The 221-nt window shown below is 39.4% G+C and carries 1 rRNA gene; it reads left to right on the forward strand.

Annotated features, from left to right (window positions below):
* Positions 1 to 152: 152 nt before the first annotated feature.
* Positions 153 to 221 (forward strand): 16S ribosomal RNA (locus HF569_RS12300); the annotation flags it as partial.

Genomic DNA, 221 nt, shown 5'->3' on the forward strand with positions numbered 1-221 from the left:
CTTAGGTAGACCTTTGAAAACTGAACATTGTTTCGACAAACCAAATATGTGTAGGGCGGTTTGAATTTATTCAAACCCAAACAATATTTGCGAAGTCAATTCGCTTTTAAAAAAGTAACAACAATCGATGAGCTATTCAAGCACATCATCTATAAGATGAGAGTTTGATCCTGGCTCAGGACGAACGCTGGCGGCATGCCTAATACATGCAAGTCGAACGA

This window comes from Levilactobacillus tujiorum, assembly GCF_012641185.1.
Lineage (GTDB): Bacteria > Bacillota > Bacilli > Lactobacillales > Lactobacillaceae > Levilactobacillus > Levilactobacillus tujiorum.